Genomic DNA, 23,854 nt, shown 5'->3' on the forward strand with positions numbered 1-23,854 from the left:
CCGCAGGGCGGTAGCCCGAGGAAGCTTGACACTCCCCCGCAGGAAAGCGAGTGGCTTCCCAACCACCCCTGACGCTCAACCTAGGTAACGAGCCCCGGTTATCTGGAAACTGAGTCTTCAAGTGAAGGGAGCTTTTTTTGGAAGAGTTGTAGAAATCAGACCTGAGGCGGATGAAGATTCATTCCCGGGAACATCGTGGATAGCATCAACCTTTTATACAATAGAATCAACCAATAACAAACGAAGGTGTGATTCGAATGGCAGTCAATGAAATAGCGTTGCAACAGTCAGAAACAGAACCGAAAGAGATCCCATCCATATTCAAGAATCGAAACTTTTTGCTGCTTTGGGGAGCGGCACTCTTATCAAGCTTTGGCATTTCCTTTTTCCTTTTCTCACAAAGCTGGTACGTCGTTAATGTCTTAGGCTTAGAGGCTTCTCTTGGAATTCTTTATATCGCCGTCAGTATCCCGAGGGTACTTTTTATGATTATCAGTGGAACGGTTGCTGACCGCTTTGATAAAGCGAAAATCATGTTTTTGTCTGATTTTATCCGGGGACTGCTCCTTATCGGTCTTGTCGTTTGGTTTATGTTTGGTGGGATTACGTTATGGACATTTGTGACGTTCGCCTTTTTCTTCGGTATTCTGGATGCCTTTTTCTGGGCGGCGGAAAGTGCCGTCATTCCTTCGATTATTCATAAAGATAATCTTACGAGAGGCAATTCGATTATCCAGATGACCAACCAGACATCGTTCATACTCGCTCCTATGCTTGCCGGGGTCATCATTGCGTTTGGAAACTATGAAATTGTGTTTGCCACAACTGCAATTATGCTCGTTGTGGCGAGTGGTTTAATTTTCTGTATGCGTGTACCAAAAGTGAAAGAAGAGTCAGACGAACAAAAAAAGTTTTGGGATGATTTTAAGGAAGGATTGCTTTATGTAAAAAACTCCCGTGTCATTTCGCTGGTCGTGTTGACGACGATCTTTATGAATCTCTTCTTAGTCGGACCTTTGACAATGGGGCTTCCGTTATTTGTGAAGACTATTTTAGAGGGGACGGCCATGGATTTCAGTTTTCTTGAAGCAGGTTTGGCTGTGGGGATGCTGCTTGGTTCAATTGTGGTGGGTGTGTTGAACGTGAAAAAGAATCGAGGGAAGATTGGTATTCTGGCACTGGTCATTGGTGGGATGGCGTTTACAGGACTCAGCTTCACAACAGAACTTTGGATGAGTATTCTATGCCTTGGGATCTTCGGATTCGCCTTATCAGGTTCTAATATCCCATTCATTGCCGCAATTCAGAGCTTGATTGAAGAGAAGATGCTTGGGCGTGTGATGGGACTCATTTCGCTAGCTTCGATGGGACTGATTCCCGTCAGCTATGCCTTAACATCTGGAGTTTTAGCTTTTGGAGTATCCATCCATCATATTATGGCGGTCGGTGCGATTTTAGTAACTATGTATTCTGTGTTTATTTTCTTTAGGTTTAAAGAACTGAGAGAGATTGAATAAGAAAAAACCCTAGGACATACTAATGTGGGCTTTAGGGAACGCATACTACTTCCAATAAAAAATAAAGGAAAAATACGGAAGAGGAGCATTCTCATGAAAAGTCTTAAAAAAAGGATTTCAGTATCTTTTTCGGTGGTTATAATGTTGACGGTCATTTTAAGCAGCTTCAATTTTTTTGCCACAAAATATACGCCGGTGAGCATGGCAAAGGTTTTGCTGTCGTTGCAGATGAAGTAAGGAAGCTCGCCGAACAAGTCACAAATTCCGTAGGTGATATTACAGAAATAGTGGAAGGCATTCAAAAAGAAACCGGGAGTGTTGTCAGCTCTCTTGAAGCGGGGAATCAAGAAGTGGATCAAGGTTCCATGCAGATGAAAGAGACGGGCGCAATGTTTGAGGGAATTAAGGGTTCCGTTTCAGAAATGGTCGCCAAAATCCTGAGCATCTCTACGCACTTGAAAGAGATTGCAGAAAACAGCCTGCAGATGAACCACTCCATTGAAGAAATTGCTTCGATCACAGAAGAGTCTGCTGCAGGTGTTGAACAGGATGCTGCCTCTGCTCAACAGTCGAACAGTTCTATGGAGGAAGTTTACAGAACAGCTGAAGACTTAAATAACCTTGCTGAACAATTAAATGAACAAGTCCGCCGATTTAAGCTGTAAGTACAGAAACCTCGCTCATGTAATGGGCGAGGTTTTTTCACGTGACTTTAGGGTTAAATGATCTGGATGAAGAGTTTTATATGTCGTAAGTGTGAATGGGTTCTGGGGAACCACTCGCCTCTGGAAAACGAGTGGTTCTCAACGCACCTCATTCTAGTTCGAATTTCTGAGGAGGGTTAGCGGGATTTTTTGTACCAGCCTTTTTCTTTAAATCTAGAAATGGCTTCGATGCGGTTGCTGACCTCTAATTTTTCTAAAATGACAGAAATATAGTTACGAACGGTCCCTGGAGTGATGAACAGTTCTTGGGAAATGTCTTTGGTGTTTTTTCCGTCAGCCATCAGTTGGATGACCTCGCGCTCACGTTCTGTTAAGGGGTTTTGCTGTGTGAATGCCAGGTCGACGAGTTCTGGGTCAAAGATACGCTGCCCGTTGGTGATTTTCCGAATGGCGGTGGCGAGTTCTTCACTCGGGCTGTCTTTCAACAAATAACCACTGACACCCGCACGCCGGGCGCGGTCGAAATATCCGGGCCGGGCGAAGGTTGTCAAAATGATCACTTTGCAAGGCTCTTCATATAATTCTTCAGCGGCATCCAGTCCATCCTTCACAGGCATCTCAATATCCATGATGCAAACATCGGGTTTTAATTTTTTTACAAGTTCACAAGCTTCTTCACCATTTTGAGCCTGGCCCACAACTTCCATGCCGTCCTCTAAATCGAGAAGAGCACCCAGTGCGCCTAGCAGCATGCGCTGATCTTCGGCAATGACAATCCGAATCATGCTCATTCCTCCTTTTCTTTGTTTTTAATGACGTTCGGAACGTGGAATCGTAGTGTCGTTCCATTTTTTGATTCGATTTCAAGCTTTCCGTTCACAAATTCGAGGCGCTCACGCATGCCTTGTAATCCATTTCCGCGAAAAGGATCCAATGAGGTGGGGAGGCCTTTCCCATCATCTTCAACACCGATGAGAATTTCAGTCGGGAATTGTTCGATCGTCACACAGCAGGTGGTTGCTTCACTGTGTTTCACAATATTCGTTGCCGCTTCTTTTAAGCACATGCTGAGCACATTTTCAACAAGCAGGGGAGTATTGGTGACGTGCGGGTCTCCTTCGAATTGAAAGTTCATTTCTGCCGCTTCGATAATCTGCTGGACGCGGACAATTTCATCTTCAAGCTTCGTCCCTTTCATATTCGATACCATCTCCCTGACTTCCTTCAAAGCCGTCCGGGCTGTGTTACGGATATCCTCCACTTCTTTACTGGCCTTTTCCGGTTGAACCGTCATTAACTTGCGGGCGAGATCACTTTTCAAACCGATCATTGAAAGCTTTTGTCCAAGCGTATCATGGAGGTCACGCGCAATCCTTTCACGCTCTTCAATGACCATCAGCTGTGAAATTCGTTCATTCGCATCTTCCAATTCCCCTTCGAGTTTTTGTTGTTGGTTCCGGTAGCGGACAGTAAATGGAAGGAGAATGACCCCGATCACGGTAACGATGATGAAAGGGAGGTTCGGAAAAAGAGAATCAATTTGATAAATGAATGTCGTCGTAATTGCAATTAACGTCGTCGTCAAATGGACGATATATAGAGCTAAAAAGCCGCCAAGGTGTTTGATGTTACCAATAAAATAAGCGATGAAAAGAGCGAAATAAATGTATCCGAACAGAGCCGTCATGACGATACTGATGACCATCTCCACACTGACCCATAAATAGACGAATCGGCTGTTGGATATGAACGACAACCGGTACGCGAGGAAGAAGATCAGCGTCATTAGAATGCCGAACAGCATTTCGTATATGGATGAAGAACGGAAAATGAAGAAAAAGGGCAACAAACAAAAAATGATCCAGACGTAAATGCTGAGTCCTGTATTTTTCGGAATAATTTGATACCAGTTCTGCATGCGGGTCCACCTCCTTTTTCTTAGCATAAAGGAAAAGCCCATTCGAGGGAATGGACTTTCAACTTCTTTATTCATCCTGGAAGCTTGGCTGCCTTTGATCGATCATGGCTACGCGCTTCTTTTTCAGGAGTGGTTTCACTTCCTTGAAGGATATGAATGTTTTATTTTCTGTATCATAGAGGCGGAATCGGATTGATTCAAGGCTCGTGGCCAGTGTAATTGTCGTCGCGTGTTTCAAAGGCGGTGTCTTTTCGTGCGCTTCTTCCAACGCATAGTTCGGAACCCTAGGGGCTAGATGGTGAACATGGTGGAAGCCAATGTTGCCGGATACCCACTGAAGCATTTTAGGAAGCTTGTAATACGAGCTGCCATCGACAGCTGCTTTTACAAAATCCCATTCTGACTCGTCTTCAAAGTAAGAATCTTCGAATTGGTGTTGGACATAAAACAACCAGATGCCTAGGACCCCTGAAACGTACAGGACGGGGATTTGTATGATTAAGAATGCTTCCCAGCCGATCGCCCAAATAATCAAGCTGTAGATGGCGAGAACAGCAATATTTGTCACATACGTATTGGTGCGCTCTTTCTTTTTGGCGCCTTTCCGATTAAAACGGTTGGAGACAAGGAACAAGTAAAGCGGTCCTAAGCCAAACATGACAATTGGGTTACGGTAAAGGCGGTAGGCGAGTCTTTCTTTCCATGACGCTTCTATATACTCGTCCACGGTCATGACCCAAATGTCGCCAGTGCCGCGTTTATCTAAGTTTCCGCTTGTTGCATGGTGAATCGAATGGCTTCGTTTCCACTTATCGAAAGGAAACAACGTTAGAATGCCTGTGATCGTCCCTATGATGCGGTTGGCCTTTTGGCTTTTCAAGAACGACTGGTGTGTACAATCGTGGAAAATGATGAAAAGACGGATGACGAATCCACCAGCAATCATAGCGACAGGAACAGCAAGCCATACAGAGACGGACAGGCTTGCATAGGCCAATACCCATAATAAAACAAATGGAATAATTGTATTGATCAACTGGCGAATGCCCGCTTTTGTATCAGGTTTCGCAAAGGCTGAAACGCTTTTCTTCAGCTCTCGTTGTTTATCCTTGTTCATAATAACGACTCCTTCATATTTCTTCATGTTATATATGATAGGAAAAACCCCTCCATTTTATAAGACACAAACGTCAGGACATATACATGACACTTGTCATGGGTGTTTGTCTATTGTTAGGAGATAAAGTGGGGGATAAAGGAAAAAGCTATTCCTTCTCATTAGCATAAAGATGAGGTCGCTATTAAGATAACGCTTACAATGTGATATAATGGAAGTGTAAATCGATACTCTATTATTGGAGGGTTACCCTATGACCAAACGAATTCTCGTTGCGTACGATGGGAGTGACTTAAGTAGAGAAGCGGTATGGGAAGCAAGGAATCAGGCGTGTGAAACTTCTAATAGAGAAATTCATATTGTATCTGTCGTTAAACCCACAGGTCCAGCAACAAATGCTGCGGTCTCCCATAGTATAGGGGACGAAATGGCAGGGAAGTTGCGTTCAGAAATGGATGGACTGAAAGAAGAATTGGCTTCACCTGATGTGGGTGTCATTACAGAAGTCATCGTTAGTGATGTACAAGAAAACCCTGGTATCGGTATTTGTAAATATGCGGAGGAGCAAGCGGTGGACTTGATCATCGTCGGGAACCGCGGCCTTGGAAAAGTGAAAAAAATGTTATTGGGAAGTGTCAGTAATAACGTCGTCCAACATGCCACCTGCCCCGTATTAGTTATGAAATAAAGGATAAAGAAAGCTTGAAGGACTCCTTCAAGCTTTCTTTTTTTTATGGTCATAAAGACATTGCGGATAGATTCTTGAATCACCCATATTTTGGGTGACCAGGTCATACATATATTTCCATTTAAAAGGGTTGATGAATCAATCATCAACGCCTGAAAGCTGCAACCGCCGAAGTCCTCCTACATCGAGGAGGCTAAATCCAACCTTGGATAGGATGGGGAGGATGATGAATGCTGTGATCTCTGTCGCTTGCTGTGTCCACCCGACTCCAGAAGGGCCAATAATCCAGGCTGTCGGGTAACAGACCCAAAAGATAGTCAGGTAAGCGGCGGTTCGCTGGTAGTGTTTTTTCAGTTCCGTCCCACCTTTGGCAGCAATCTTCCTTAACGGATACCAAACAATATAAAGGATGATGACTAGAGCAACTACACCGAGTACATACCAGATGTATTTGATGGTCTCGGAGGAGAAGTCGGCAATCAAACCAGTCAGAATCATAAATACGTCAGCTGCTACTAAAGCAGCGATTAAGGCTTTGTCTTTTTTCTTCTCATAAAACATGGCGGTCAAAGCGAGTGCGAGCAATAGGAGGGGCGTTGTTACCACCCAGTCTAAGTAACGGGCAAAGTACACAGTTTTGTCAGGCTGTTCGAGCAATCCTTGTCCTAAGGCAATGGATAAGTAAGCGGCTCCCGACCATGAAGGAATAATAATCGCAATCACATACTCATACTTCGGAACACCCCGCGGATTCCGACTTAAATATAGAAACGTCAAAGCCCCAGCCAACATGACGAACGTATAAATCCAATGCAGCGAAACAATATATTCACTCATCGTGTCACCTCAATCTTCTATCTCATTACCTCTCATTCTAGTCAAAAATACGAGGGGCTAGACAGTTACATATTCTGGTGTACCAGGTCTTACATAATTTCCCATACTCTCACATTAAAGGCATCCTGTCTTCCCGCTGAAGTCTTTTTATAAACGGGGGTGAGTCGCTTTTGTGTTTAAACTATAAAACTGGGGGCTTATCTTTGTGTTTGCTACACGTTGCTGAATGTAAGCGCTATTCGTTACAATTTTCTTAACAGTTCAAACATTATTACTTCCATTCCACCTAACGAGCCCACTTGGTGAATCAATAGGAGAATGATGAAAGGGTGTGGTGATCTTGGAAGCCATCAGTAAGAACTTTTTCTTATACCTTTCCAACAATAAGTTGTTAGATCGCTTCGCTAAGCGCTTTGGCAGTAAATTTGGGGCTGACAAGATAGTAGGGGGAGAAACGTTCTCCCAGGCAATTCCATTAATACAGCAATTGAACCATGAGGGTCTGGTCGTTACGGTTGACCATTTAGGAGAGTTTGTAGACTGTGAGGAAGAATCAAGAGACCGCGCAGGTGAATGCATCCGTTGTATTCAACAGATTGCGAGTAACCAGCTGCAGTCGGAAGTATCTCTGAAACTGACATCGCTTGGACTGGACATCAGTCGCGAGCTGGTCATGGAGAATATGGAACTTATTTTGAAAGAAGCCCAGAAACACGACATCACGGTGACCATTGATATGGAAGACTCGTCACGGTGCGGGGCTACTTTAGATATTTATCAGGAGTTGAAAAAGGACTACCCGAATCTGGGTACGGTCGTTCAGTCTTATCTTTATCGAACCGATGAGGATCTTGATCGACTGAATGAGTGCCAACCTTACTTGCGCCTTGTGAAAGGGGCTTATAAGGAATCGGGAAAAGTGGCTTTTCCTGAAAAGCATCTCGTCGACAATAATTTGAAGCATCTGATCAAGAAAAATTTGTTGAACGGCAACTATACAGCCATTGCAAGTCACGACGATGCGATTGTCGATTATACGAAAAAGCTTGTGAAAGAGCACAACATTCCGAAAGACCAGTTTGAATTCCAGATGCTTTACGGAATGAGGAATCAAATGCAGAAAGATCTTCTTGAAGAAGGGTACAAAGTAAGAGTGTATCTTCCTTATGGAGAAGACTGGTATGGGTACTTCATGAGAAGACTCGCCGAAAGACCAGCGAACATCGCCTTTGCATTAAAAGGTGTTTTCAGTAAATAAAACTTCTACACATTAGAAAGGGGAATTTTATCATGGTCCAGCCTTATAAACACGAACCATTCACAGACTTTACAATTGAAGAAAACAAGAAAGCTTTTGAGGAAGCGCTGAAGCAAGTGAAAGAAGAATTAGGGCAGCATCATGATCTTCTCATCGATGGCGACCGTATCCGCACAGACAATACGATTACCTCCACAAACCCTGCGGACACGAAGCAGGTCGTAGGTACCGTATCCAAAGCGAATGAAGACTTAGCGGAAAAAGCCGTCCAGTCAGCAGCGACTGCTTTTGAAGACTGGAGAAAATGGGATCCGCGTGCTCGCGCTGAGTTATTGTTCCGTGCGGCTCACATCATCCGTCGTCGTAAGCATGAATTTTCCGCTTATCTTGTGTATGAAGTAGGAAAGCCTTGGAAAGAAGCTGATGCAGATACGGCAGAAGCGATCGACTTCCTTGAGTATTACGGCCGTCAGATGATCGAATTGAAGGAAGGCAAGCCAGTTGAAAGCCGCCTGGTGAGCAAAACCGTTACATCTATACATCCACTGGCGTTGCGGTTGTTATCCCGCCTTGGAACCTTGCATTTGCCATCATGGCAGGTACAACGGTTGCTCCACTTGTTACAGGAAGCACGGTCGTTATGAAGCCGGCAAGTAACAGCCCTGTCATTGCTGCGAAATTCGTAGAAGTACTTGAAGAAGCAGGTCTACCGAAAGGTGTCTTGAACTTCGTGCCAGGAAGCGGTGGCGAAGTCGGTGACTATCTTGTCGATCACCCTAAAACGGCCCTGATTTCCTTTACAGGTTCCCGTGATGTTGGAACACGTATCATTAAACGTGCGGCAGAAATTCAAGAAGGTCAGAACCACCTTAAGCAAGTGATTGCTGAAATGGGCGGGAAAGACACTGTCGTCGTCGATAAGGAAGCGAATATCGAAACAGCGGTCGATGCCATTATCGTCTCCGCCTTCGGATTCTCCGGTCAAAAATGTTCTTCCGGTTCACGCGCCGTCGTTCACGAAGATGTGTATGATGAAGTGTTGGAAAAAGTAAAAGAACGCGCTGAACAGCTGACCGTCGGAAATGCATCTGAAGAGAACGTCTACATGGGACCCGTTGTCGACCAGGGCGCTTATGATAAGATCATGAGCTACATGGAGATCGGTAAAGAAGAAGGCCGTCTAGTCACAGGTGGTAAAGGGGACGACTCGAAAGGGTACTTTATCGAGCCAACGGTATTTGCGGATCTCGCTCCGGATTCCCGTATGCAACAGGAGGAAATCTTTGGACCGGTCGTCTGCTTCACAAAAGCGAAAAACTTCGATGAAGCCATCGACATTGCCAACAATACAGAATACGGTCTCACAGGTGCGGTCATCTCTGACAACCGTGACCACTTGGAAAAAGCGAAATACGACTTCCACGTAGGGAACTTGTATTTCAACCGTAACTGTACAGGAGCCATCGTCGGTTATCAGCCATTCGGCGGTTTCAAGATGAGTGGAACAGACTCCAAAGCCGGCGGACCTGACTACCTTGCTCTACACATGCAAGCGAAGACGATCTCTGAAATGTTTTAAAAAAAGCCTAAGGCTCTCCCAAACTTGGGAGAGCTTTTTTCATAGGATAACATCGTTCTGTTTACCGTATTTTGCTTGAACGGAAGCAGGAAAGCGAATGATCACCGATTCCTGTATTAAACGAAGGAACAGCATGAAAGTTATTCAAGATGCCTTAGATATATTTCTTTTTCTTTCCATCCACAACCGATATAATGGAGGGTAACGATACATGACATTCAACCTACTCGGAAAGGTCAGGATTCCTATGGAAGTCAAAGAATTGATCCTTCAGGCAGAAGATATTCATAAAGCGACAGAGCTGATCAGTTCGAAGTTGAAGAAGCCTGTCATTATTGAAAATAAAAATTTCGAATTGATTGCCTATAGTTCGGCGTTTGATGATTTCGATCAGACACAGCAGAAAACGATTCTTTCGAAAAAATGTCCGATCTTCATTATCGATCGTTTAAAGAAAGAAGGCATTGTCACTCGTTTGGAAAAACAATCAGATCCTATCCGCGTCCATCCCATGGAGGATCTTGGATTTCAACAGCGTGTCGTCATTGCCGCCAAGCACCTTGGACATACGCTTGGGTACGTGTGGGTTCAGGAATCGGAGCAATCCTTGAACGCAGAGGAAATGGAATTTTTAGAGGAAATCAACGGCCATCTCGGGAAGTTGATCTATGATCAGTTCATGAAAGAGAACGCCAAAGAAGGACGTAAAGAGGAGCTTCTCTGGCAGCTCCTTCATCATGAATACGCCAGTGAAAGCCAGTTTCGTCATGATGCTTCTCTCGCTCAACTTAAGGTCCCGGATCGATTTTCAGTCGTTGTTTTTTCAGTGACTGCTCCTCAGTACAAGTCGATGCTGGATGATTTGGAAAACACGGTGAACCGCTTCCGTACGAACCGCCACCTGTATTACTTGAAAACCGAATTCCAATTGATTCTGTTTATTGAGGGGAGAGAATCCGACCGCTTTTCATCAAGGGATATCGCCCGTGACCTCATTGATGTGGTCAAAGTGGAAACAGGGGAGGAAGATTTTTATCATTTCCTCATTGGTGTCGGGAAAGAATACACGAAAATTTATTACATGCGAAAAAGCTTTCTTGAAGCGTTGGAAGTGATTGAGACCGCGAACTTCATCGGCCCGCGTCCTGAAACGATGCCGCGCGAGTTCTCCAAACTTGGTTTGTACCGCTACTTAGCGGCATTGTACGAAAAAAACAGTTCGGAGGATTACTACAGTGAAGACTTGCTGACGTTGATTAAAAATGACACGACGAAGCAGACGGACCTTCTCTTCACATTAGAAGCGTACCTTGCGAACAACGGGAAAGGAAAGCAGACGGCGAATGAACTGTTCATCCATCCCAATACACTGAATTATCGAATCAAGCAAATCCAGGAGCTTACGAACATCGATTTCTCTGATTTCAATATGAAGGCCTATTTATATACCGAGTTGTTGTTACTGAATAATGTAGACAGCTATTATGAACGATACGAAGCAGCGTTACAAAAATAAATGATATGGGTGCCCGGGATGATAGCGGTCGGTTTTTTGTACTGCTGATTGTTTGTGTATTTGTCGACAATTCCGAACAGTTATCCCGTCCAGAAAAAAACAAAAGGGAGCGCTTTTTTGGGAGGATCCTGGACCTGTAAGCCAGAGCCTGACCATCCGTAGTAACTAAAACGACTAATACCATTGCAAAACCAAAAAAGGAGGGGGCATCCATCATGTCCCCTCCTTTTTCTTATGCCTGAACGGCGCTTTCGTAAGTTTTGTAACCACCACTTAAATTCTTGACTTGATACCCGTTGTGAGTAAGGATCCTTGTCGCCAGATACCCTCTTAAACCGACCTGACAGTGCACATAAATAGGACGATCATTAGGCAGTTCATTCAATCGGTCTCGTAATTCTCCTAAAGGAATATTGATGGATCGTTCAATGGCTCCGTTTTCCCGCTCTTTCGGTTCTCTGACATCCACAATGATTTCCCCTTTTGCAACAAGGTCAGCTACTTCATGGTAGTGAAAAACGGATACTTCACCATCCATCACATTTGAAGCTACGTAACCTGCCATGTTCACAGGATCTTTAGCTGATGAATACGGAGGGGCATAAGCCAACTCCAAATCTGCCAAATCGGTTACTTTCAAGTCCCCTTTGATGGCTGTTGCAATCACATCAATTCTTTTCTCTCCTTTTATGCCGACACCTTGGGCCCCTAGTATGTTCCCTGTGCTAGGATCGAACAGCAACTTTAAGGATACTGGGCTCCCGCCAGGGGTAATAGGACGCGTTTGACGCCGGATGTATATGAATCGCTTCATATTCTTTTTGAAGACTCTTCAAAAGTTTCTCGTTATTCCCGGTAGTTGCGACGGTAAGATTGAAAATTTTTGCGACAGACGTTCCTAATGTACCTGAATAGACGACTGGTTGACCGTGGATGTGGTCGGCAACCAAACGTCCTTGCCGGTTGGCCGGCCAGGCAAGTGGGATCATTGCAGGAGTTTGCTGGATATAATCTTTGACTTCAATGGCATCGCCGATCGCATAAATGTTTTCATCCTTCGTTTGAAGGTGTTCATTTACGAGGATGCCGCCACGGGATCCGATATCGAGATCAGCTTTTTTAGCAAGGTCGCTTTCAGGTTGGACACCAATGGATAAGATCGTTAAATCGCTCGCAATGGAACGGCCGCTCTGTAAAAGGATCATTTTCCCCTGGTCTTCAAAAGCTTTTACCCCGTCATTGAAGATTAAGTTAACCCCGTTGTTTTTCAGCTCTTTATTCACCATGGCTGCCATCTCGTAATCGAGCGGAGCCATCACCTGGCTTCCAAGTTCAACAATCGTCACCTTTACGCCACGGTGAACTAGGTTTTCAGCCATTTCCAAGCCAATAAACCCTCCACCTATAATGACAGCATGTTCAGGCGCTTGATCGTCCACCCACGCCTTAATTTTATCCGTATCAGGGACTGTACGTAGAGTGAAAAGATTTTCAGTTTTTTTTATACCTTTGAAAGGTGGAACAATAGGCTTTGCTCCAGGGGATAAGATGAGTGTATCGTACGTTTCCTTATATGTTTCACCCGTATCCACTTTTCTAATGGTGAGCGTTTTTCTTTCTCGGTCAATTTCTGTGGCTTCACTAAGGTTGCGGATATCGAGATTGAATTTTTTTGACATTCCTTCAACGGTTTGGACAAGGAGCCGGTCCCGGTCGGTGATCACTTCTCCAATATAATAAGGCAAACCACAGTTTGCGAAAGAAATGTACGTTCCTTTTTCAATCAAGATGATTTCATTTTCTTCACTCAGGCGTCTTAGTCTGGCTGCAGCAGTTGCTCCGCCGGCGACACCGCCCACGATAATAATTTTTTTTGACACCGTCATCCTCCCCTTCTCTCCTTAATGTGAAATGATTCACATTAAGTCTTATCTATAGATTACTCCGTGTTTCTCTAAAATACAATATACCCCCTTATGTATATTTTGTGACACTTTCTCTAATAAAAATAGGGATCCGTGCATGACGGGGTTCTGACGTTGTAAGATAAGGATAGTGGAAAAAGGAGATGGTGGTTAATGGTAGATGAAAGAAAACTCATTCAGCAGCATTTAGCCAATGAACGGACATATTTAGCTTGGATTCGGACGAGTATCGCCCTTGTCGGGATCGGGTTTTTAGCTACAACGCTCCATATTTCAGCCCTTCCGACGGCCGGGGATTTCACGAATAATCTGGCGATGCTCGTCAGCATATCCTCCTTGTTTCTTGGCGTAATGACGATTATTGGTGCAACCGTGAATTATTATCATACGCGGAAGAATATCAATGAGGACCGCTTTGTCTCTTCCCACCGGATTATTGTCTATATGACCTCTGTGGCCTTTTTGCTGTTTATATTGGTGACGACGTATCTATTTTTTGTATAATTCCTTTGAATAAAGAAAAGCCTCGCTGTCCTGTCAGCGAGGCTTTCCTTGTGTGAAATTTTCAAGCGTTACTTAATTCACCTTCATCCGAACGGGATTTTTTAATGAAAAATGCCATGATAAAACCGGAAACAGCAAAGATCCCAGCAACAATAAAGGAAACGTTCACTCCATGAATCAGACCGGTCACACCTTCAGAAGGAATGGTTTGACTCGTCATCACAGAAACGAGCATAGCCGTACCGACGGCTCCGGAAACTTGACGCATGGTATTGTTCATGGCCGTTCCATGTGGCATTAAATGCTGTGGCAGCTGGTTAAGTCCTGCTGTAGTCACAGGCATCATCACCATAGCAATCCCGAACATACGGACACAATTGACGAGAGCCAAATACAGAAAGGTCGTCGATGGATCAAGGTTCGTAAACAGGAATGTGGAAACTGTGAGAAGTCCGAGACCAATGATCGCAAGCCAACGCGCACCGAATTTATCAAACAGACGGCCGGTAATTGGATTCATTATGCCCATTAACAATGCTCCTGGCAATAGCATCAAGCCTGACTCAAAGGCTGTAAATCCAAGCATGTCCTGCATGAGAATCGGTAAAATGACCGCCCCACCGATCATGGAGATAAAAACAATCATCCCGAGTGCTGTCGTCAGGGTGAAAATTTTATATTTAAAAATACGGAATTCCAAAATTGGTTTTTCCAATTTCATTTGGCGGGTGATGAAAAGCGTCAACGTAATCGCTCCGACAGCTAGAGAAATGAGCACCTCTTGACTTAAGAAGCTGGCACTACCGGCAACACTGAATCCGTATAAAATTCCGCCAAAACCAAACGTAGATAGGATAATGGATATCGGATCAACTTTAGGGAACGTCTGCTTCGTTACATTTTTCAAAATGAAGTAAGCGACGATCAAGTCGGCAATTGCGATTGGCAAAATGACGAAGAACAGGCTTCTCCATGGGAACTGTTCGACGAGCCAGCCGGATAATGTCGGGCCGATGGCCGGTGCAAAAGCAATGACGAGACCGAACATGCCCATCGCTGACCCTCTTTTTTCAATAGGGAAAACGAGGAACATAATCGTCTGCATTAATGGAAGAATAATACCGGCACCTGAGGCCTGCAACACTCTTCCTGACAAAAGAATTGAAAAATTAGGGGCAATTCCGCAGACAAGTGTTCCGACAGCAAATAATCCAACGGCTGTCATGAACAATCCTCTCGTAGAAAAACGTTCAATTAAAAAAGCTGTGATAGGGATCATGATTCCGTTCACTAACATAAAGATCGACTGCAGCCATTGGGCTGTATTTGCGTCTAAATTCAAATCTGCCATTATGTGAGGCAGGGCCGTAGCTAACAGGGTTTGATTTAATATCGCTACAAAGGCACCTGATATGAGCACGATCATCAAAGGGATACGGTTAATTTCTTGAGATGACATCATTTAACCTTCTTTCTAAAATACTTAGGCAACTAATAAAATATCATATCATAATAAAGAGTATTTGTTCAGTATCCTGCATATATTTCCTGTTAAAAAATTAGGCATCTAAGATTATTACATTGAAAAACAACGCCTGCTATGCGCAGACGTTGTTTTGTTTAGGCTGCTTTTTGTTTTCCGAAGTAAAACAGTCCAAAAAAGATACCAATCGCTGTCATGGCGACGGCTACGATCAGCGTCGGCCATGGCCCGAATTGAGAAATGAACGGAACAGATAAAGCTGTCACAAACCCTCCACCCAAGAAGGGTTCATAAAACAGTTGTTTGTATCCGAATGCTTCAAAAGCGGGGGATTCATTATCAGGATCGACAACGCGCATCAGAAGCAACCCTGTTGCGGTGACACCCATTGATTGTCCAAAGTCTCCAATTCCCCGTTCAAACCAGTATTGTGGAATCATTCGAGGAGCAAGCACAAGGAATCCGAATAAATTCCAAGCGATCCCCGCAGCCGCTAGAATCACAAATGGAACGAGGTATTCGCCAATGACATCTAATGACACAGTGGATATTGCCGTCAGAATAAGGATATCGAGCGCAAGTCCTTGAATTCTGTTAATCATTCTCCGGTCAACGAGGTTGTATTTATCCCATTTACTGAAAAAGATTTGGAGAGCAATTCCACCAATCATTGCTAGCGGGAACAATGGAATATAGCTCATAAAATCAGATCCGATGGTGATAGACTCGAGACCAATCAACCCTTGCAATAATAGCCAGCCGAGCAGAATAGCGATGAAAACGATAGAAAGGTGGAAGGATAACGGTTCGATTGATTCCGGACGTAAGGTCATTTTTCCCGCTGGTTCACGGTTTTGGTACTCCATCACTCCACGTTTTCTTAAATCAGAAAAGTCTTCCACATCTTCAATGACTTTCGTCTTTTTATTTCGAACACCCCAGTTAATGAGGATGATTCCAAAAATAACTCCAGATAATACACCGATTGTTGCAAGGCCGATGGCCAAATCGAAAGCTTCTGCAAAACCAAGCTCTTCAAAAGTACTCGCCATTCCCGCAGCCGTCCCGTGGCCACCCTCAAAAGCAACCTCAACCAAAGCACCTGACATGGCAGGGAGATCAAAGAAAGGAACTAAGATGAGTACCGCCAGTGTAATCCCGACCACATACTGACCCCAGCCCACAGACCATCCAAGCGCCAGCTGCGGACCGGCGTAATACCAAATATCTTTTAATTTTGGTATGGCAGCTCCAAGGAAAAGAGCAGCAAATACCACATTGATCATGAGACCGGGAAGGGCGGACCATACTTCCATAATGGATTCAGTCATGACCCCGTTTGAGAAGAAGCTGTCTTCCGGCATGAACTTTCCGAGTACCTGAGGACCAAGGAAGAGTGCGATAAACCCTCCGATAATGGAGGAGGGTAAGAATAAATTTTGTAGTAATGTCCATTTGACCCGGATAATTTTACCGATCAAAAGGAAGACACCGATGTATAGAAGTGCGAAGCCTATTTCATTCGGAGTCATATGTTCACCTCTTTCTTAAAGGGGATGTTTCCCGTTTGTGTAATTGCAACATTTTCTCACTTTCCCTGTTATTTGTTTTTTTGAAACTACATTTTTTATTAAATCTTTAATGATTTTTAATCGTCTTTCCTTCTTCAACTAAAGCTCACTGTTCTGGAAGACTCCGTTTCGAGATTTTTTGTGTGTTTAGGGGCTCCGGAAAACCGTTCGTCTTGCTCCATCGTCCAGACACTCGCGTCATAAGCAGAACAGCAAAGGAATGAAAGAGCACATTCTTTTGCTGTTCTGCTTATGCCAGTCGTGTCTACCAGGACGATTTCGCATTTGAACACTTTCCATGGGGCGGGCGGTGAGCCCCCATCCACTTAACTAAAGTCTCGAAATCAAGTCTTCAAGAAACCTGCCATATAGTGAAAAAATCCTCCGTCTGTACAGACGGAGGATTTCTGGCTTTAGGATTGGCTTTTTTCTGTTTTGTTAATAAGTGAAGTTCCGACAAGGTCGCCGGTTACGTTTAGGGCTGTGGCCCCCATGCCGATCAGAACGTCTACGGATGCAAGAAGAGCGACAGCTTCCATAGGCAGTCCGACTTGAGAGAACACAGTCGCAATCATGATGATTCCGGCTCCTGGAACTCCAGCTGTCCCAACAGAAGCAAGTGTACCCACAATGACAATTTGAAGGATGGAGACAAAGCTTAATGGATCGCCGATAATGTTGGCAGCGAATACGGCAGATACAGCAATTCGAATAGCTGCTCCGTCCATATTAATTGTCGCTCCTAATGGGAGGCTGAATCCATACAAGCTTTTATTCAATCCCAGGTTCTTTGCAGCATTCAATGTGACAGGAAGCGTACCAGAACTGCTCTGTGTAACAAAGGCGGTCAACATAGGAGTGCGTGCTTCTTTGAAAAAAGCAGTGGGTTTTCGCTTGCTCATAAATAGGAAAAGAATATAAATGGCTAATTGTACAAGTAAACCTACGTAAAGGACGACAATGAAGTTTCCGAGCTCAAATAACGTGTTTGCCCCTTGTGTCCCAACGACTTCAGCGATAATCGCAAAAATCCCGACGGGGACATATTGAAGGATTCCCTTCATGACGATTAAAGTGGCCTCATTTAAAGCATTAATGACTTTGTACAGGTGACCTCCAAGACTTTGATAAGCGTTGGTAGAACGCATGTAAGAGAGTGCCAAACCAAAGACGATTGCAGTAAAAATGATTCCAAGCAAGTTCATTTCGGTGAAGGCTGTAAGAATATTTTCGGGCACGATGTTTAAAAGCACGCTGGTGACGCCAGGGTTTTCAGGGACATCGACGGTTTCATCTCCAAGACTCATCCCTGTACCCGGATTAAACAAAGTGGCAACGGATACGCCCACCAGGATGGCAAGGGCAGAAGTACCGAGGTAATAAAGGAAGACCTTTCCTCCCATGCGTCCCAATGAATGAATGCTTGTCTGATTAATCCCTACAACAAGAGTGAACAGAATCAACGGCACAATGATAAATTTCAAGAGACGGAGCAATAGATCACCAAAAGGGGCTAGAACAGAAGCGTCTTCTCCAAACAGGAGACCAACGGATACACCTAGCACCAAGGCGACGGTGATTTTTTTAATCAATGATGTTTGTGTGTAGATTCTCCACAACTTACTCATGGTGAACCCCTCCTTTTTCTATTTTTAATCAGAATAAAGCTGATTGGTTTACTGAGGTTTACTAGGGTAAGATAAGGCATGTGAACAAGGATGTCAACGGTATTGCTTACCATTTACACAATCTTAATCAAAGTCTTCCTCAATTTTCGTGATATATTTTCCGTATACAGGACTAAGTTGTGATGAGGTGTATCAGTGCGTCGGATTTTTTCAAAGCTATAAACTGACACAAACATCTCGGAATAGAACCTTTTACAATCCTGCCATATAGTCAAGCATTGCTCAAAGGATAGGTGTTACATATGCATAGTCCGAGGGTACTAGGTTTAAAAAACGTAAGGAAGTGATAACTGTGGAAAATAAAACTATCGTTGCTCTTGCGGGGGCAAGTGGATATATAGGCCAAAATTTAATGGAAAAACTGAAAGACCGCTCACACATTATCGCCTTATCCCGAAACGGCGACGAAAAGGAAGACAGTGACCAAGTGACCTGGCGTTCGTGCGATTTATACTCGATGGCTGATGCAGAAAAAGGCCTGGATGGAGCGGATATCGCTGTATATCTAGTGCACTCGATGATGCCTTCAGCTAAGTTGACCCAGGGGTCTTTTGAAGATATGGATGTGATCCTTGCTGATAATTTTGCTCAGGCGGCCAAAAAAGTAGGCGTGAAGCAAATCGTTTATTTGAGTGGCATCATCCCTGAAAACCAACCGGAACTTTCCCGTCATTTGAGCAGTCGGCTTGAAGTGGAAAAGATTCTAGGGGCTTACGGAGTACCTGTGACAACGATCCGGGCAGGGCTTATTGTTGGCCCAAGAGGATCTTCGTTTCCGATATTGAAAAAGTTAGTGAAGCGACTTCCTTTTATGGTTCTCCCGCAATGGACGAAGACCAAGACGCAACCGATTGCCTTACCGGACGTGATCGGTTCCCTCGACCAAAGTATCGGCAAAGATAGCCTAAAGGGGCGTTCGATAGACGTTGGCGGCCCGGATGTGATGACTTATGAAGAAATGATGCAAAAAGTGGCAGGCGTTATGGGCAGGAAACCTTTTATAGTTCATATACCTTTTTTGACCATTGATTTATCTAAGCTCTGGGTAAGGCTTGTAACAGGTGCGTCTAAAGAAATGGTATACCCACTCATTGAAAGCCTTATTCATCCGATGGTTACCCATTCAAAAAATAAAGTGGATGGAATCAGTGAAGGGGAAATCCCTTTCGAGGAAGCGGCCGAATGGGCTTTAAGAGAGGAAGAAAAGCAACCTAAAAGCAAATGGAACAGGCCAGGTCTCCCTTCCATGTAGGATGATGTCCGCTCTGTCCAGCGTATCCCGCTCCCTCAGGGCCATTCTGCAGACTGGATTGGGAAGTATTATGTGAAGTGGCTGGAAACGGTATTGAATCCATGGGTGAAAACGACCGTGGATGAAACCCATTGTTGTCAAATTGGTGTGATTTTTAATGACATACCACTGCTCGAATTCACCTACTCAGCAGAGAGAAGTACGAAGGACCGTGCTTTGTATTATATATCCGGGGGCCGTTTGTCCAATAAAGAGAAAAACGTCAGGGGGAGACTGGAATTCAGGAAAATTCCAGAGAAAAATGAAGCGATTGTAGCCATTCATGACTATATGCCATCATTGCCATGGTTCTTATATAAGTACACACAGGCAAAGGCTCATTTGATTGTCATGGCGTTATTCCGCAGGCATTTGGAGAGATGGGGGACAAACCAACCTTCGTTTCATGTGCATGAATAATTTCAGGATATCGAAACATAATAACCGTGTAAGACATTATGTTTTACACGAGGTGATTAGGATGGGCAACAAGGAAAAAAAACCGGATCGCCAGTTCAAGGAAAGAAAGAGCCATGGCGAGCACCGGAATGGCCGAAAAGCTCAATTCAAAAACCACAGTACACATTTTGGAGAAGTTCCGAATGAGTACGTCGACCGTGAGCGTTTAGGATACAACGCTGACGCGTAACCTAATCCCCCATACGGCATCATGCCGTATGGGGGATTTTCTTCTTCAAAAGCCATGCACTTCAACTAAATGGAAAGATTGTGAGAGGTGTTGCAGGGTTCGTTTGCTGTTTGGAGAGTCAGGGGTGGCTGGGAAGCGGCTCGCTTTCCTGCGGGGATGACGGAGAGCCTCCTCGAGCTAAAGCTCTGCGGGGTCTCTCCAGCCCATCCATTCCTGCGGGAGTCTCGCTGCTTCCCAACCACCCATTCGATGAAAGTGAGAAATGAACCCCTCCCACGTGAGGACTGTCTTTCACCACCACACTGATATAATCATAAAGCGCTCCCGGGAGCTAAATACATGACCTGGGAGTTTAATTCTCGTACTTTCGTCAATTTGGATAAGCTGCTTATTATAGAAGTGGTTTCGAAACACTAACATGGTAGAGGGGCGGAGGGAAACGGTGAGACCCCGGAAGGCGTAGCCTGAGGAGGCTCACCGCCCGCCCCATGGAAAGCGAACCTTTTCCCGGAGCCCCTATATTCACATGAACATCTCGAAACTGAGTCTTTAAGTATAGAGTTCGTTTGGGGAAGAAGTGGAATCTCTTACTTAACTGTTCGCTCGTTAAAGTCGATATTACTAGAAGAGAGAGTCAACTTAAGGGGGAAGAACATGGGTATATTCATGACGAAGAAGAAAGAGGAAGTTCGACCGCTCGGGGAAGGATTTACAGGAGTCATTGACATACAAGAAGGTTCCAATTTACATACACAGTTCGAAATGGTTCATCTTAGTGAACAGGATTTGGCGATTCTGCAATCTTTACAGCCGGTGATCAGCAATCACATCGATCGAATCGTTACCCAATTCTATAAAAACTTGGAAAGTGAACCATCCTTAAAACGGATCATCAAGGACCATAGTTCTGTTGATCGATTAAAACAAACATTGACCGTTCATATTCAGGAAATGTTCAATGGTACAATTGATCACACATTTATTGAAAAAAGAAAAAGGATTGCGACCGTTCATTTGAAAATCGGACTGGAACCGAAATGGTACATGTGTGCTTTCCGGGACCTATTATTATCATTTATGGATATTTATGAAGAGGAACTTCCACATGAACATTATGGCCAGGCGACTCGTGCAACGACCAAAATATTAAATATTGAGCAGCAGCTCGTGCTGGAAATGTTTCAGGAAAAAGCCGAAGATCTCCGTCAGATTGAAGTGGAGCGAAGAGAAGAGGCTTACCGTCGAGTAGATCAAATGTCCGAAGAGGTGGCGGCTGTCTCCCAACAGGCGAGTGCTTCCACAGAGCAATTGACGGAACAGACAGATAAGATTGTCAGTGACTCTAAAAAAGGTTCCCAAGTCGCTCAACAAGTGGAGCAGCAGTCAATGGATGGCAAGCAGCGTTTGGAAATTCAGCAAAAACAAATGAACGAGATCCAAGAAAATATCAATGAAATATCGGGGGACATGGAAAAATTAAAACATGTCGCTGAAGAGATTAGTAAAATCGTAACTATCGTTTCTTCCATTGCTGAACAGACAAATTTACTCTCATTGAATGCATCAATCGAAGCTGCAAGAGCGGGTGAGCACGGTGCAGGTTTTACTGTGGTCGCAAATGAGGTGCGGAAGTTGTCTGAACAGACGCAGAACTCAGTAGCAGAGGTTTCAGACTTAATTTCCACTACAAGTGGTCAGATTCATAATGTTTCAAGTAATGTCGGAAACATCAACACCATGATTTCTGAAGGTGCTGACAGCATGGGTCAAATCAATCAATTTTTTACAGAAATCGTATCCGCGATGGGTCAGAACAAAATGTATAATGCAGGGATTGAAGCAGAGCTCGAACAATTCGCTCAGGTGATCGAGGAAATAAATGGCGCAGTCTATAAGGTGGCAGCTTCTTCTCAACAGTTGACGGAGCTTACAGAATAAACGTGAAGAACCGAATTCTATCTAAATGGAACATTTCAGGTGTTACACGATGAATACGTAACATATCCTCCTTCAGTGGTCGTGAAAAAACAGGAAGCCCTGCACTTTTATGTGCAGGGCTTCTTTCTTGCAGAATAGAATTAGCGTGGAGGATTGACCTCTACGACTTTTTCTTGAGGTAATTTAGCTTCTTCCTCAGCTGAATCTTCTTTAAGCTCGTCCTTCGCTTCTTGGGCTTTATCGCCCACTTCCTGCAAATCTTCTCCGGCCTCTTTTGCTGTGTTTATAATTTCTTCAGACTCTTCTTTAATATCTTTGGCTCTATCGGCAATCTCTTTTCCTTGGTTATTAAATACGTCTTGAACAGTTGCGGCAGCTTCACTTACAATGTTCACCACGTTACGGACGCGTGTAACAAGGTCATCTTTTTTTGCAGATGGATCTTCTTTTACCTCAGAAGCATAGTCAGAAACCGCGTCTTTCGTTGAACGCGTGCCTTCTTTCAGACGCTTTCTTTCTTTAGGGTCTTTAATAAGAATGAAAGCCCCGCCGATTAATGCCCCTGTTAAGATAGCAATCGGCAATTTTTTGTTGCCTCTTTTTTTAGTTGTTTGAGCTTGTGGTTGCTGGTTAACATTTTGATTTACATTTTGGTTTTCCATTAGGAAGTTCCCCTTTCGGTGGTTAAATTTTTTTGCGCTTCCATACGCATTTTTTCTTTTGTCGTTTGGATGTCTTCATATTGATTTCTACCTGCATTATAAAATTCCTCTTTTTTGCGGTCATACTTCATTTTTGAAACAGAAGGTTCCTTGACCCATATCCTTAAAGCTAATCCACTGATGAAACCGGCGACGATTCCAATGATCCACTCGAGAGCCTTCATGAGGAAGTGGTCTCCAACTGAGTGGCTTTCATTGCCTTCCGTTTTTGTGAAAAGTAATACGTCAAAGCTAGAGCACCGTAAACTCCGCGCCAACCTTCTTCGTTAATCTTTTGTTCGCCTTCATGCGTTGTCTGCTTGAGGGAATAGGTCATATCAACAAGAGAGGAAGTAAGTTTCCTGGAAGACTCACCGATATCACCGACGATGTAGAAAAGAGGACTGAGCGCCCGAATTTTTTCATTCACATCAGCTAATGTATCATTACTGTGGTGCAGGACACCTGTCGTTTCTTTCATGACAGAATCCAGTTGCTCTGGCAGTTGATCGACGGTTTTTTTAACTCCGCCAAGGACACCTGCCAAGTTGTTCAATGCTTTAATGAGGAAAATGGAGACAATCGCAAAGGCGATCCCGATAATTAAAACACCGATTCCTAAAAAGTCCATCTGAAAAACCTCTCTTCTTTATTGTACTTTTTTTCTCTTCCATTTCAGATACAGTTCAATTGCTGCATCTCCCCAACGGAGTGCTTTTGTTACTTTTTCATCTCTTTCATGAGAAGCATGCGCGACACTTTCAGAAACGCCCTGAATGGACTGGTTGACATGACCGACCGTGGTACCGACATTGCTGAGGGCGTCCATCAGACCGTCAAGCGTCTTCGTTTTGGTTTCAATATCTGAAGCAATGTGATTCGTTTTCTTTAGTAAGCTTTCTGATTCTGTTGTGATGCCCTGCATCTGTCCTTCGACTTTTTCTAACGTCTGAAACACTCGTCATCGTACTCGATGCAGCTTTCAATGTTTTCACGACGAAGATGGCTA

21 protein-coding genes and 2 pseudogenes are annotated in these 23,854 nt (G+C 44.1%); 11 read left to right on the forward strand and 12 right to left on the reverse strand.

Annotation, left to right across the window (positions count from 1 at the left end; genetic code table 11):
• Positions 1–257: 257 nt before the first annotated feature.
• Both LC065_RS05370 and LC065_RS05375 read left to right on the forward strand, forming a co-directional pair.
• Positions 258–1,517 (forward strand): MFS transporter, encoded by a 1,260-nt coding sequence (locus LC065_RS05370; protein WP_226593323.1) that lies wholly within the window; start codon positions 258–260, stop codon positions 1,515–1,517.
• A gap of 185 nt (positions 1,518–1,702) precedes the next feature.
• Positions 1,703–2,182 carry a methyl-accepting chemotaxis protein gene (locus LC065_RS05375; RefSeq protein WP_226593569.1) on the forward strand — a complete coding sequence of 160 codons (480 nt, stop codon included), beginning with the start codon at positions 1,703–1,705 and terminating at the stop codon, positions 2,180–2,182.
• Positions 2,183–2,358: 176 nt separating this feature from the next.
• Here the strand turns inward: LC065_RS05375 and LC065_RS05380 are convergent, their stop codons facing one another.
• The 3 genes from LC065_RS05380 to LC065_RS05390 form a co-directional block, all read right to left on the reverse strand.
• Entirely contained in the window at positions 2,359–2,967 is a 609-nt protein-coding gene (locus tag LC065_RS05380) for a response regulator transcription factor (protein ID WP_226593321.1), read from the reverse strand.
• Between the two features lie 2 nt (positions 2,968–2,969).
• Positions 2,970–4,100, reverse strand: coding sequence for a sensor histidine kinase (locus LC065_RS05385; protein ID WP_226593319.1), 1,131 nt, complete (start codon positions 4,098–4,100; stop codon positions 2,970–2,972).
• Between the two features lie 67 nt (positions 4,101–4,167).
• The gene (locus tag LC065_RS05390) at positions 4,168–5,217 is read right to left on the reverse strand and encodes a Delta(5) desaturase DesA (RefSeq protein WP_226593317.1); all 1,050 of its coding nucleotides are present in this window, start codon (positions 5,215–5,217) and stop codon (positions 4,168–4,170) included.
• A gap of 253 nt (positions 5,218–5,470) precedes the next feature.
• Here LC065_RS05390 and LC065_RS05395 point away from each other — a divergent pair, with 253 nt between their 5' ends.
• On the forward strand, positions 5,471–5,905 hold the full coding sequence (locus LC065_RS05395) for a universal stress protein (protein WP_226593315.1): 435 nt from the start codon (positions 5,471–5,473) through the stop codon (positions 5,903–5,905).
• 138 nt (positions 5,906–6,043) lie between these two features.
• On the opposite strand, the gene LC065_RS05400 is transcribed toward LC065_RS05395, so the two are convergent.
• Positions 6,044–6,742, reverse strand: a complete 699-nt coding sequence (locus LC065_RS05400) for a bacteriorhodopsin (protein ID WP_226593313.1) — start codon at positions 6,740–6,742, stop codon at positions 6,044–6,046.
• Between the two features lie 340 nt (positions 6,743–7,082).
• On the opposite strand from LC065_RS05400, the gene LC065_RS05405 reads away from it, so the two are divergent.
• The 3 genes and pseudogenes from LC065_RS05405 to LC065_RS05415 all read left to right on the forward strand — a co-directional run bounded on the left by LC065_RS05405 (position 7,083) and on the right by LC065_RS05415 (position 11,095).
• Positions 7,083–8,000 carry a proline dehydrogenase family protein gene (locus LC065_RS05405; RefSeq protein ID WP_226593311.1) on the forward strand — a complete coding sequence of 306 codons (918 nt, stop codon included), beginning with the start codon at positions 7,083–7,085 and terminating at the stop codon, positions 7,998–8,000.
• 32 nt (positions 8,001–8,032) lie between these two features.
• Positions 8,033–9,579, forward strand: a pseudogene (gene pruA, locus LC065_RS05410) (L-glutamate gamma-semialdehyde dehydrogenase).
• A 211-nt stretch (positions 9,580–9,790) separates the two neighbouring features.
• On the forward strand, positions 9,791–11,095 hold the full coding sequence (locus tag LC065_RS05415) for a PucR family transcriptional regulator (RefSeq protein ID WP_226593306.1): 1,305 nt from the start codon (positions 9,791–9,793) through the stop codon (positions 11,093–11,095).
• Positions 11,096–11,327: 232 nt separating this feature from the next.
• On the opposite strand, the pseudogene LC065_RS05420 reads toward LC065_RS05415, so the two are convergent.
• A pseudogene (locus tag LC065_RS05420) lies at positions 11,328–12,981 on the reverse strand (FAD-dependent oxidoreductase).
• A 192-nt stretch (positions 12,982–13,173) separates the two neighbouring features.
• Between LC065_RS05420 and LC065_RS05425 the strand changes: the two are divergent.
• Positions 13,174–13,524 (forward strand): YidH family protein, encoded by a 351-nt coding sequence (locus LC065_RS05425; RefSeq protein ID WP_226593302.1) that lies wholly within the window; start codon positions 13,174–13,176, stop codon positions 13,522–13,524.
• A gap of 61 nt (positions 13,525–13,585) precedes the next feature.
• Here LC065_RS05425 and LC065_RS05430 read toward each other — a convergent pair whose 3' ends face one another.
• The 3 genes from LC065_RS05430 to LC065_RS05440 form a co-directional block, all read right to left on the reverse strand.
• Complete coding sequence (locus LC065_RS05430; protein WP_226593300.1) at positions 13,586–14,986, reverse strand: DHA2 family efflux MFS transporter permease subunit; 1,401 nt, start codon at positions 14,984–14,986, stop codon at positions 13,586–13,588.
• Between the two features lie 158 nt (positions 14,987–15,144).
• Complete coding sequence (locus tag LC065_RS05435) at positions 15,145–16,539, reverse strand: sodium/glutamate symporter (RefSeq protein WP_226593298.1); 1,395 nt, start codon at positions 16,537–16,539, stop codon at positions 15,145–15,147.
• Positions 16,540–16,991: 452 nt separating this feature from the next.
• Positions 16,992–18,206 (reverse strand): dicarboxylate/amino acid:cation symporter, encoded by a 1,215-nt coding sequence (locus LC065_RS05440; RefSeq protein WP_226593296.1) that lies wholly within the window; start codon positions 18,204–18,206, stop codon positions 16,992–16,994.
• A 352-nt stretch (positions 18,207–18,558) separates the two neighbouring features.
• Here LC065_RS05440 and LC065_RS05445 point away from each other — a divergent pair, with 352 nt between their 5' ends.
• The 4 genes from LC065_RS05445 to LC065_RS05455 all read left to right on the forward strand — a co-directional run bounded on the left by LC065_RS05445 (position 18,559) and on the right by LC065_RS05455 (position 22,144).
• The gene (locus LC065_RS05445) at positions 18,559–19,518 is read left to right on the forward strand and encodes an NAD(P)H-binding protein (protein WP_371933402.1); all 960 of its coding nucleotides are present in this window, start codon (positions 18,559–18,561) and stop codon (positions 19,516–19,518) included.
• Between the two features lie 72 nt (positions 19,519–19,590).
• Complete coding sequence (locus LC065_RS20380; RefSeq protein ID WP_371933403.1) at positions 19,591–19,977, forward strand: hypothetical protein; 387 nt, start codon at positions 19,591–19,593, stop codon at positions 19,975–19,977.
• 61 nt (positions 19,978–20,038) lie between these two features.
• Positions 20,039–20,206: a hypothetical protein gene (locus tag LC065_RS05450; protein ID WP_167449461.1), complete on the forward strand. Its 168-nt coding sequence runs from the start codon at positions 20,039–20,041 to the stop codon at positions 20,204–20,206.
• 654 nt (positions 20,207–20,860) lie between these two features.
• Positions 20,861–22,144: a globin-coupled sensor protein gene (locus tag LC065_RS05455; RefSeq protein WP_306163788.1), complete on the forward strand. Its 1,284-nt coding sequence runs from the start codon at positions 20,861–20,863 to the stop codon at positions 22,142–22,144.
• Positions 22,145–22,284: 140 nt separating this feature from the next.
• Here the strand turns inward: LC065_RS05455 and LC065_RS05460 are convergent, their stop codons facing one another.
• Genes LC065_RS05460 through LC065_RS05475 form a run of 4 tightly spaced genes read right to left on the reverse strand, consistent with a single transcriptional unit; the run spans position 22,285 to position 23,803 of the window.
• Positions 22,285–22,806 carry a hypothetical protein gene (locus LC065_RS05460; RefSeq protein ID WP_226593292.1) on the reverse strand — a complete coding sequence of 174 codons (522 nt, stop codon included), beginning with the start codon at positions 22,804–22,806 and terminating at the stop codon, positions 22,285–22,287.
• On the reverse strand, positions 22,806–23,030 hold the full coding sequence (locus LC065_RS05465) for a hypothetical protein (protein WP_226593290.1): 225 nt from the start codon (positions 23,028–23,030) through the stop codon (positions 22,806–22,808). The genes LC065_RS05460 and LC065_RS05465 overlap by 1 nt, the downstream gene beginning before the upstream one ends.
• Positions 23,027–23,476 (reverse strand): DUF948 domain-containing protein, encoded by a 450-nt coding sequence (locus LC065_RS05470; protein ID WP_226593288.1) that lies wholly within the window; start codon positions 23,474–23,476, stop codon positions 23,027–23,029. The genes LC065_RS05465 and LC065_RS05470 overlap by 4 nt, the downstream gene beginning before the upstream one ends.
• Positions 23,477–23,494: 18 nt before the next feature.
• Entirely contained in the window at positions 23,495–23,803 is a 309-nt protein-coding gene (locus LC065_RS05475) for a DUF948 domain-containing protein (protein WP_306163789.1), read from the reverse strand.
• Between the last annotated feature and the right edge of the window lie 51 nt (positions 23,804–23,854).

This window comes from Halobacillus litoralis, assembly GCF_020524085.2.
Classification (GTDB): Bacteria; Bacillota; Bacilli; order Bacillales; family Halobacillaceae; genus Halobacillus; species Halobacillus litoralis_E.

Excerpts from the sequence above, each read along its gene's own strand:
- LC065_RS05395 (WP_226593315.1), top strand. The coding sequence starts at position 5,471 with ATGACCAAACGAATTCTCGTTGCGTACGATGGGAGTGACTTAAGTAGA.
- LC065_RS05385 (WP_226593319.1), bottom strand. The coding sequence starts at position 4,100 with ATGCAGAACTGGTATCAAATTATTCCGAAAAATACAGGACTCAGCATT.
- LC065_RS05370 (WP_226593323.1), top strand. The coding sequence starts at position 258 with ATGGCAGTCAATGAAATAGCGTTGCAACAGTCAGAAACAGAACCGAAA.
- LC065_RS05465 (WP_226593290.1), bottom strand. The coding sequence starts at position 23,030 with ATGAAGGCTCTCGAGTGGATCATTGGAATCGTCGCCGGTTTCATCAGT.
- LC065_RS05400 (WP_226593313.1), bottom strand. The coding sequence starts at position 6,742 with ATGAGTGAATATATTGTTTCGCTGCATTGGATTTATACGTTCGTCATG.
- LC065_RS05460 (WP_226593292.1), bottom strand. The coding sequence starts at position 22,806 with ATGGAAAACCAAAATGTAAATCAAAATGTTAACCAGCAACCACAAGCT.
- LC065_RS05450 (WP_167449461.1), top strand. The coding sequence starts at position 20,039 with ATGGGCAACAAGGAAAAAAAACCGGATCGCCAGTTCAAGGAAAGAAAG.
- LC065_RS05415 (WP_226593306.1), top strand. The coding sequence starts at position 9,791 with ATGACATTCAACCTACTCGGAAAGGTCAGGATTCCTATGGAAGTCAAA.
- LC065_RS05470 (WP_226593288.1), bottom strand. The coding sequence starts at position 23,476 with ATGGACTTTTTAGGAATCGGTGTTTTAATTATCGGGATCGCCTTTGCG.
- LC065_RS05440 (WP_226593296.1), bottom strand. The coding sequence starts at position 18,206 with ATGAGTAAGTTGTGGAGAATCTACACACAAACATCATTGATTAAAAAA.
- LC065_RS05425 (WP_226593302.1), top strand. The coding sequence starts at position 13,174 with ATGGTAGATGAAAGAAAACTCATTCAGCAGCATTTAGCCAATGAACGG.
- LC065_RS05380 (WP_226593321.1), bottom strand. The coding sequence starts at position 2,967 with ATGATTCGGATTGTCATTGCCGAAGATCAGCGCATGCTGCTAGGCGCA.
- LC065_RS05390 (WP_226593317.1), bottom strand. The coding sequence starts at position 5,217 with ATGAACAAGGATAAACAACGAGAGCTGAAGAAAAGCGTTTCAGCCTTT.
- LC065_RS05455 (WP_306163788.1), top strand. The coding sequence starts at position 20,861 with ATGGGTATATTCATGACGAAGAAGAAAGAGGAAGTTCGACCGCTCGGG.
- LC065_RS05435 (WP_226593298.1), bottom strand. The coding sequence starts at position 16,539 with ATGACTCCGAATGAAATAGGCTTCGCACTTCTATACATCGGTGTCTTC.
- LC065_RS05430 (WP_226593300.1), bottom strand. The coding sequence starts at position 14,986 with ATGATGTCATCTCAAGAAATTAACCGTATCCCTTTGATGATCGTGCTC.